General features: G+C 48.8%; 7 protein-coding genes. 4 read left to right on the top strand and 3 right to left on the bottom strand.

Going from position 1 to position 9,781, the window contains the following annotated elements; genetic code table 11:
* Positions 1-153 precede the first annotated feature (153 nt).
* Both ACEW9O_RS25505 and ACEW9O_RS25500 read right to left on the bottom strand, forming a co-directional pair.
* Positions 154-933, bottom strand: a complete 780-nt coding sequence (locus ACEW9O_RS25505; protein WP_373553052.1) for a ScpA family protein — start codon at positions 931-933, stop codon at positions 154-156.
* A 259-nt stretch (positions 934-1,192) separates the two neighbouring features.
* Positions 1,193-4,348, bottom strand: coding sequence for a TonB-dependent receptor domain-containing protein (locus ACEW9O_RS25500; RefSeq protein WP_373553051.1), 3,156 nt, complete (start codon positions 4,346-4,348; stop codon positions 1,193-1,195).
* A 173-nt stretch (positions 4,349-4,521) separates the two neighbouring features.
* On the opposite strand from ACEW9O_RS25500, the gene ACEW9O_RS25495 reads away from it, so the two are divergent.
* Together ACEW9O_RS25495 and ACEW9O_RS25490 are read left to right on the top strand one after the other, a co-directional pair.
* On the top strand, positions 4,522-5,511 hold the full coding sequence (locus ACEW9O_RS25495; protein ID WP_373553050.1) for a tocopherol cyclase family protein: 990 nt from the start codon (positions 4,522-4,524) through the stop codon (positions 5,509-5,511).
* A gap of 99 nt (positions 5,512-5,610) precedes the next feature.
* Positions 5,611-5,904, top strand: coding sequence for a hypothetical protein (locus ACEW9O_RS25490; RefSeq protein WP_373553049.1), 294 nt, complete (start codon positions 5,611-5,613; stop codon positions 5,902-5,904).
* A gap of 5 nt (positions 5,905-5,909) precedes the next feature.
* Here ACEW9O_RS25490 and ACEW9O_RS25485 read toward each other — a convergent pair whose 3' ends face one another.
* Positions 5,910-6,920 (bottom strand): tetratricopeptide repeat protein, encoded by a 1,011-nt coding sequence (locus ACEW9O_RS25485; protein WP_373553048.1) that lies wholly within the window; start codon positions 6,918-6,920, stop codon positions 5,910-5,912.
* A gap of 43 nt (positions 6,921-6,963) precedes the next feature.
* On the opposite strand from ACEW9O_RS25485, the gene ACEW9O_RS25480 reads away from it, so the two are divergent.
* Positions 6,964-8,604 carry a T9SS type A sorting domain-containing protein gene (locus tag ACEW9O_RS25480; protein WP_373553047.1) on the top strand — a complete coding sequence of 547 codons (1,641 nt, stop codon included), beginning with the start codon at positions 6,964-6,966 and terminating at the stop codon, positions 8,602-8,604.
* 201 nt (positions 8,605-8,805) lie between these two features.
* On the top strand, positions 8,806-9,738 hold the full coding sequence (locus ACEW9O_RS25475) for a DMT family transporter (protein ID WP_373553046.1): 933 nt from the start codon (positions 8,806-8,808) through the stop codon (positions 9,736-9,738).
* Positions 9,739-9,781 lie beyond the last annotated feature (43 nt).

Below are 9,781 nucleotides of genomic sequence, written 5' to 3'. Positions count from 1 at the left end.
CCGCAGCGACTTGTTCAGCATTGCATGTCTAAGTCGCTGCGGTAGCCCACTTCTAAACTCTTAAGTCATGTATTCTTAACTCTTAACTCAAAATCATTAGACAATGAATCAATTGCCTGATAATTAATCAACCTCAAGTCTAATCAACGTCTTTTACTCTTCCTCCCACTCCGAAACCATTTCTTCCTCAGGCGCCATTTCCAACCAAAAATTATTCATCCCATCTCCTTGTAGCACTTTCACTTTGCTCATATTGACCAGATCCAGCAGGGCCAGAAAGGTAATGATGGCATGAATGCGGTCTTTGCACTCCCCGAAGATGGATCCAAAATCGGCTCGGCGACCATTGCTGATGCGGCTGTAAATGAATTCCTGCTGGCCTTCAATGGTGTGGTTGAAGCGGGCAATCTGGTGCACAGCCCTGGGTTGGGGCGTTTCAAACCGCGTCATCACACTTTCAAAAGCACGCAAAAGGCGGAAGAGCGTCAACGATTCCAGCTCGGTATCCACCAAGGCTTTGGTGGCAATTTGTTGGAGTTCCTGGGTGAGGTTGCCGCGTACTTCCTGCATGGCGCGGTGCTCTTCCATTTCGCGCATTTCGTCGAGCACACTTTTGTAACGTTTGTACTCCAGCAGGCGTTGTACGAGTTCGTCGCGGGGGTCAATTTCGTTGCCAGCCTCGTCCAATTGTTTGCGTGGTAGCAACATCTTGGCCTTGATGCGGCAAAGGGTGGCCGCCACCAGGATGAACTCGCTGGCCATATCGATGTTCAGCTGCTCCAGGTGGTGCAGGTAATCCAAAAAATCGTCGGTGATGGTGGCAATAGGAATGTCGTTGATGTCCAATTCATCACGTTCGATGAAGAACAACAAGAGGTCGAAGGGGCCTTCGAACTGCGGAAGGTGAATGGTATAAGTTTCGTTTACGGCCATGAGGGGCGAATTTAGGGAGAATTTAGGGAAAAATAAAGCGCTACCCACAGCTCAGTGAGTAGCGCTTTAATCCTACCTAAGGAACGAGAACAAAATAACTTCCCGTTTTACCTTTGCTCTTTTAAACTTATTCTTCCTATCTTTTTCGTTAAATAGGCTTGCTATTCGCCTTAAAAGATACTCGATTAAGTTCAAAATAGCTTTGGTAAATTCGGTAACTTATTTTGTTCTCGTTCCTAAAGTATTTTCAGCCTGCGACTTAGAACGTATACCGCAATCCCACTCTCGCCTGCCATCTCGACAACAAGCTAAAGTCATCAGCGAAAGTATTTTTGAGCGAAGCATCAAAGGAGTAGGTGGGTACTCCATTCGCCACACTTACGCCCAATGGCTGGGTATTCACGGGCAATTGGCGTACGCCCCAGTTAGAGTTCAACATGTTGCCAAAGTTGAGAATATCCAGGCTGAGCTGAAAGCCTCGGCCACCATCTCCCATCTTCATGTCTTGCGCGATGCGAATGTCCCACTGTGAATACCAAGGGGCCAGGATGCCGTATTTTTCAACGTACTTGCCACGGTTAGCACTCAAGTATTTGTCTTGCCGGATGAAACTGCCGAAGGCGTCGCGCTGGGCCGCAGTTTGGAAGTTCATCTGGCTCAATTGCGCATCGGTTGGGATGAAGAGCAGGTCGTTGAGGCCCGAACCATCGTTGTTGATGTCGCCAGAGTAAGTATAGCTGAAGCGGAAGTCAGCTACGTTGTCGTTTTGAGTTGTACCTCCTTGGGCATACTGGAAGAAGGTCGACAAAGTAGTCGCCCAACGGCCACCGTACTCAAACGTTTTGAAGGCAGAACCAATGATGCGGTGTTTGGCCCCAAACAAAGAAGGCGCCAACAGGGCATTGTTCACGTGATTGATGGCCGGGTTGCGGTCGAAGGCGTCACTGGAAATTTCCGCTTCCACCGAAGAGGCATCTTTGGCATCCAGGAAGTTGTAACCCAACATCACCTGGCCGTTTTTGAAATTGCGGCGCAGTTGTACGCTGGTATTGAAGGAGTACCCCACGTTGGTGTTGGAGAACACATAGGCGTTGGTGGCCCCACCAAAAACCAGGGTGCGGTCAGCTGTGGTGTAAATCGGACGGTTGTCAGGACCTTGCAGCTGGCCAGTTGGCAATTTCAAGCCGTAGTTGCGCACCATTGCGGCTTGCAGGTCTTTGGTGTACAGGACATCCAAGGTGAATACCCAATTGCCCATTTTGCGATCATAACCCAAGTTGGAGCGCCATACTTGTGGGAACTTGAAGTTCTGATCGGTGTAGTTGTAAAAGAAGAAGTTGGGGTTGGCCACCTGGTTGCCGATCCAAACGAAGGGCAAACGGCCAGTGAAAAAGCCGGTTCCCCCGCGCAACTGAGCGCTTTTACCATCATCGGTACTCAGATCATAGTTGAACCCAATCCGGGGTGAGAACAGAGGTACCTGTTTTGGTAGCTTGGTATGGTCAAATTTTTGAGGGTCACCCTGCTCATTGTACCAGGTAATGGTTGGATCATAGCAGCAGTTGCGGTCGATGTTTTCCTGAATTTTTTCAGGCGTGTTGAAGTACAAAGGCATGTCCATGCGGATGCCGTAGGTTAGGGTGAATTTGTTGTTCACCGTCCATTCGTCTTGCAGGTAAAAGGCAAATTGGCCTACGTTGGTTTCGGCCAGGGCCCAACCCTTGCCCGGGGTTCCGTTTTCACCCCCATTGGCATTCGCAAAAGCGCGGGCACCCGCTACTTCATTGTCGAAAGCACCGGTGTTTACGCTGTCCAAAAAGGCTGCAGTGCTCACGTAATCCGGGCCAAAAGTACCTCCGTAAGCATTCAGGTTGAACGAGTTGTCAAAACTAAATACTTCTACACTGGTGCCGATGGTGTAGTTGTGTTTGCCTTTGTAGATGTTGAAATTGTCGGTAAACTGGAACACATCCTGGTTCAAGCGGTTAAAAACCGAGAAGGGCTCGTGACCCGCTACGATGTAACGAATCCCGTCCTTAGCGATACTGACGACCGGGAAAGGCTCTGAAAAAGGGTCGCGGGCGTCGCGGAAAGAGGTGTAGCCCACTTGCAATTTGTTGGCGGCAGAATTGCCAAATAAGGAACGCAATTCGATGATGCCTGAATTGATCTTGTTGTTGATCTGATAGCCTGAATTGAAAAATTGCAAGGTAGTCAAGTCAGGGCCTCGGCGACCAATGGCCGAAGGGTGCGCAGGCTTTTGTTTGAAGGCATCCAGGAAGTTGTAGGTTGCCGTCAGGGTATGGTTTTTGCTGATTTGGTAATCCAGCTTCAAGATGGCCTTGGTGCTGTTGGTATTGTGCAGATAGTCTTCGTATGGGCCAGTTTTGTATTGATATTTGCGGCTCAAAGCTTCGGAAACCGCGTCCAAATCCGACTTGGCTACCCGCGATACGTTGGAACCCGTTCGCCCTGCGGCAGCGGCAATCGCCGTTGAACCGATGTCGCTACGATTGTCAATTTCTGCGTTGGCAAAAAAGAAAAGTTTGTTCTTGATAATCGGGCCACCCAGTGCAAATCCGTACTGGGTTTGAGAAAGATCGGGTACTACAATTTTTTCTCCACTTACTTTTCCGCCCGTCAAATCCTGGTTGCGGAAAAATCCAAATACTGAGCCTTTGAGTGTATTGGTGCCTGATTTGGTCACCGCATTCACGGAAGCACCCGTAAAACCGGCCTGGCTTACATCATAAGGCGCTAAGGAAACGGTAATTTGTTCGATGGCATCCAGCGAGATGGGTTGTGCATCCGCCTGGCCACCAGGTGTAGCGGCATCCAAACCAAAGGGGTTGTTAAAAATGGCGCCATCAATGGTGAAGTTGTTGAACTGATCATTTCGTCCTGCAAAAGAAACCCCATCCGAAGCTGGAGTAGCCCGGTAGAAGTCTTGTGCCGAGCGGGTGATGGTAGGCAGTTTGGTCAGTGCGTCAGAACCAACGTTGGTTTCTGAACCCGTCCGGCCTTTTCCAAAAATATCAGAGCGCTTAGAGGTGATTTCTACCTCGCTCAACAGCGCTGAATTTTCGGCCAACTTGGCATTGACGGTGAATTTGCTACCCAATTGCAGGAAAACACCATCGAGTTGGAAATCTTTGAAGCCAACATACGTCACTTTAATCGTGTATGGGCCGCCTACCCGCATGTTGGGGATGTTAAAGCCCCCATCTCCGCGAGTATCCACACCATAAACGGTGCCTGATTCAACGTGCGTGGCAACTACACTGGCACCCACGAGGGCTTCGCCAGATTCAGAAGTTGCAGTACCTTGGATGGAAGAAGTAGTTTGTTGCGCGTAAATGTTTGAACATAAACACAGCATGGCCAGGAAAGGCAATAGTCGTAAACCTAGTTTCATTGAGTGTGTGTTTTTATTTATTAGGGTAATCCGATTAAAGCAAAATTAGTTTATACTGGCTTAACCAAAGGAATACCAAATTTAAGTTATTGTAAACTAAAGGTTAAATCATTGTTTAGAATAAACATAAATTGGAGCGCAGTACTTTCAGGTTAAAGAAAATGTAAAACACCATGCAAAACCAAACACTACGCTGGCGAGCCCTTTGGCAGCCCGAAATGTACCATGGCTGGGGGCGCACGCGCAACTATTTTGAAGGCTGGTATTTCAAATTGGTGGACCCAAGCAGTCAGGCGGTTTTTGCGGTGATCCCGGGCGTGAGTTATGGACAGGATGGACAGGCGCATGCGTTTATACAGGTGCTGGACGGTATCCAATGCAAGGCTTATTACCACCAGTTTCCCATTGAAGCATTCCAACCCAGTACGGAGCGTTTCGCAGTCCAATTGGGCGATAACTTTTTTTCTGCCGAAAAAATCACCCTCAACCTGCCCCAACTAAAAGGCACCCTCCAATTACAAAACCTACATCCCTGGCCCAAAATGCTGGGTGCGCCGGGTATCATGGGCTGGTTCAGTTTTATGCCTTTTATGGAATGTTACCACGGGGTAGTGAGTGTACACCATCGTTTGCAAGGGCAATTGGAAGTGTATGGTCAGGCGGTCGATTTTAATGCGGGCATTGGTTATGTAGAAAAAGACTGGGGAGTGTCCTTTCCCAAGTCCTGGATTTGGATGCAAAGCAACCATTTTGACAGTGCCAAACCGATGTCCCTTATGGCTTCGGTGGCGCATATTCCCTGGTTGGGCAGCCATTTTATCGGCTACATTGTTGGTTTTTTGTGGGAGGGGAAATTGTATCGCTTTGCCACCTACACTGGAGCCAAAATGCAGGTGGAACTGGCAGAAAATCAAGTAAAACTGGCTTTTTTTGACCGCAAAAACCGCCTTGAAATCACGGCACACCCGGCCCCTGGGGCCAATTTAATTTCCCCCATCAGTGGCCAAATGACGGGCAAAGTGAACGAGAGTATGCAGGCTACGCTGGATGTTGCTTTTTATGAAAAGGGGGTATTGCGCTACCAGGGCCAGGGAAAAAATGCCGGGTTGGAACTGGCTGGGGCATTGGAAGCATTGGTCGGAAAACCTGCAAAAAACCACTAATCAAGAATGCGAAGCCTTAAAAAAATGTAGATTTGTAGGAAGTTAACTGGTCTTTTATTTAAGTTTTTTTGTTCGGGCTACAAACGACAATTTCTTCCTATGCTCATTTTGATACGAATCTTAATCATCTTGTTTATTCTGGGTCTGATGGTCTTCATGGGGCACCTTTCCGTACGGATGGAAAAGCGCCGCGTCGGCGGCAAATACCACGATTTTTGGCAGGACACCATGGGTTCGGTGTGGCGAACTGGTGGGGAGAATTTTCTGCCTGTTCCTTCCTGGAAAGAGGAAGGGGATGCTTACTGTGAACGTTTGCGGCAAAAGCGAAATTTGGTGGTGTACTTGTTTTGGTTGATTTGGGTGGTGATTGTTTTGGTGTTTATTGTTTCTTGAAAAATCTACCGCACCCTTTCCAACCCCTCCTTTGCCTTCGTATAATCCGGAGCCAACTTCAGCGCTTGCTCATAATCCGCCTTTGCCTGTTGTTTTTTACCCAGAATTTCCGCCGCTACGCCCCGATAGAAATACGCCTGAATGTGTACCGGTGAAGCCTGAATGGCCGCATCAAATTTTTCGTAAGCCGATGGAATAGAATCCATGTCCATCAACAGCAGCCCAGCATTGAAGTAGCCTTCAGCGTATTTGGGGTCAACGCGATTGATCTTGTTGAAGGTGGCCAGCGAGCCCTTCAGGTCACCAATGCTTTGCTGGTAGTAGCCACGGGCATGTAGCGCTTCTACGTTTTTGGGGTCGATGCGGGTAGCTGTTTCAAAATAACGCCCGGCGATGGCGTTGCCCAGGGCGGCATGCAATTGCCCCAGATTGATCCAGGCATCCACCAGATCGGGGTCGTTTTCAACGGCGGTTTGAAAACTGTTGATGGCGCGGGCAGTGTCGCCCATTTCTTTGAAGTTCATCCCAAACATGAAGAAGGCTTCCGCATTCTGAGGGTCAATTTGTAAGGCCTGATCGATGGTTTTCATCGATTCCTTGTGCATTTGCAGGATCATCTGAAACTCCGACAATTTGAGCAAGGTGGGAATGCGCCGAGGAAAACGCATCACCGCCGTCTCCAAGGTTTTAAGCGCCTTAAAACTTTTGAAATAATCCATGTACGCATCGGCCAACAGGTGGTAATAGTCCACTTTGCTGGAGTCGATGCTGATGGCCTTGTTCAGGTCGGCAATGGCTTCGTCAAAACCGTCCAGGGCGAAGTACTGCTCAGCGCGAGCGTAGTACAAATTGGCGTTTTTCGGGCTCTTTTCAATTTGGGCGTTGAGCTGGTCCAGCACGGCATTGCCCGTTTTTTGAGCAAGAACCTGATCGTCCGCTTTTTTCTTACAGCCGACAAATACCATAAAAACCAGCAGGATTAGGGCAAAATGCCGATATTCGATGAACTTATGCATGGTGCAGTGTTTCTGTTTTAGAACAACTTAACGACAAGCCAATATGATTCGTATAGCCGCCGATTCCAGAATCGCAAAAATCGGGTTGATCATTTGCCTGGCATTTTTGTGCCCGAACTTGATTTGCGCCCAAAAATGGCAAAATCTCCAGACATTCGGTGGCACTGGCAACGAAAATCCTGGCGATTTGTATTGCAATAGCGAGGGCAACTGCGCTACAGCTTTTACCTTTCAGGGGCAAATGGAGCTGAACGGGCGCAAACTCAATAACCAGGGTGGCAGCGATTTTGTCATCTTGCAACGCCCTAAAGGTAGTGCCCAATACCGCTATTTCAGCCATGGCGGTGGCCCTTTAGATGAAGAAATTATCGCGGTGCGCCCCTTGAACAATGGTGGCTTGTTGTGTGCTGGGGTATTTTGGCGAGAGCTGGTTTTGCCCGATACAACCCTGTCCGCGCTCGATGCAGGCAAGGCAATTTTTGTGTTGTCTTACCGTCCTGACGGCCAATTGTCCTGGGCGAAAGTGATTGATGGTTCGGGTTTAAAAAGTGTCAGTGATGTGCTGCTCAACGACAATGGCAACATTTGGGTGAGTGGTTCTTTTGGCGACACCCTTTTTGTGGAAGGCAAAAAATGGGCCGCAGGGGGGCAGACCGACCTGTTCTTAATGCGCCTGGAAGCGGATGGGCGTTTGCAGTGGCTGCAACACCATGGGGTGATGGGCAGTACCCGCCTGGCGGGCATTGCCGAATTGCCAGGGCGCGCCGTAGTGGGCTTGGGCAGCTTTGATGCAAGTGTACGTTTTGGCAATGAGCTTTTTACTGCCAATACTACCGATCAGGATTTATTCCTAACGGCCTGGGGCCCCGATGGGCAAGTGCTCTGGGCACGTAAAGCTGGAGGCGTATTCGATGCCACGCCCATCGACATCACTACCGATGACAAAGGGCGCATCTATTTTTGTGGCAATATCGTGGGGGTAATCCGCTTCGACAATGGCCTGAGTATCCAAAGTCGGGATGGCAATTCCGACTTGTTCCTGGGGGCTTGTTCCTCCTCGGGTACTCCTTTGTGGGCACGGACATTCACGGGCGAACAAGTGCAAGAATGCTCCCGACTCTTGTGGCAAAACCATCAAATTTACCTCAGTGGCTACACCTTGGGGCGTTTCAACTACGGTGGAAAAGACATCAATCCTAGCGATGGCTTTAGCTCGTTTTTGGCGGTACTGGATACCATTGGGCGGCCCATCTCCTTAGAGGTACTGGACGCGGCGGGGGGCTTGTATAGCGGAGGCTTAGCCTACAGCGCGGGTAGCCAATTGCAATTGGCAGGGGTGTACAGAGGCACGGGTAGCTTGGAGACGCTGGCTTTGCCAGGAAGCAACTCTTTTGATTTTTTTACAGCCGATTTTTCAACTTTGGTTACTGGTGTTCCCGAAGTTTTAGTAGATGACCCCCGATTCAAAGTTTTTCCAACGCCCAGCAAAGACATTTTATACATTCAAAACACGACTCAAACCGAGGTGTACACGGCTGTGTTGAGTGATACATTCGGGCAAGTGGTACGCCAAATTAAAGGCAGCCCTAGTTCTTTAGACCTATCAAGTTTGGTGCCAGGGGTTTATTTTTTACAACTCCGACAGCAAAAGCAGTGGTCACTTTACAAAGTAATTAAGCAGTAAATCCAATATCAAAACATTCGACGGAGGGAATCATTTCCGTCCAAATAGAGTTGAAAGAAAAATCCCACTCGAGTTCAAGGTTGGAAAACGAGCCTTTTTTGCACACAAGCAGTTCGCAAAAAAGGCTGTTTTTTATCCCAGAAACCCAAACTCTGGAACCTTCGAACTCCCGAACCCTGGAACCTTTCAACCCTCACTCACATGTCCACAGCACCTGCTTTAAGCAACAATTTTTCCCAACGTCGGCGCATCATTGCTTCTATTTTGGTTTTGATTGCAGCACTTTGTTTTTCTGCCAAAGCCGTTTTGGTCAAATTGGCCTATCGCTACGAGATCGATAGCATTTCTCTGCTCACCCTGCGCATGGTTTTTTCCCTGCCTTTTTTCCTGGGCATCGCCATTTGGGCCAAACAAAAGGCCCTACGGGAAAACCGCCACGTGGTACTCAGCACCCGCGACTGGATTGCCATTTTCCTATTTGGCCTTTGTGGTTATTACCTGGCGAGTATGCTCGATTTTATGGGCTTGTTTTACATTACGGCGGGATTAGAGCGTTTGATCCTGTTTTTATACCCCACCATGGTACTGGCCATCAACGCCATTTTTTTGAAAAAACCAGTGACCCGCATCCAATGGATTGCCTTGGCTTTGACTTATGGCGGGGTGAGTTTGGCCTTTCTGGATCGCGACCAATTGGGTGTCGGTAGTAATGTATTCTTAGGCAGTATCCTGATTTTTTTTAGCGGATTGACCTATGCCATTTATTTGGTGGGTAGTGGTCAGTACATCACCAAAGTGGGGTCGTTGCGCTATACCTGTCTGGCCATGCTGGCGGCCAGTGTGGGCGTGATTGTGCAGCACGGGATCATTTACCAGTGGGCCTTGTTCAATTTTCCGTCGCAAGTGTATGTCCTTTCTATCATCATGGCCATTCTTTCCACAGTGTTGCCAACTTTTATGATGAGTGAAGCCATTCGCATCATTGGCTCCAGCAATGTGGCCATTATTGGTAGTGTTGGCCCAGTGGCCACGATTGTGATGGGGTACTTTTTGCTGGGTGAAACTTTTGGGCTTTGGCAGTTCCTGGGTACCGTTTTAGTGATTATTGGAGTCTTGCGGATCAGTTTGAAATGATAACTTTGTGAATAGTTTAGAACGTTGAGGGAGGTTGAGAAGG

Source organism: Haliscomenobacter sp. (assembly GCF_041740695.1).
Lineage (GTDB): Bacteria > Bacteroidota > Bacteroidia > Chitinophagales > Saprospiraceae > Haliscomenobacter.
The sequence above is the reverse complement of the archived record's forward strand: the minus strand, read 5'-3'. Positions and strand labels throughout refer to the sequence as shown.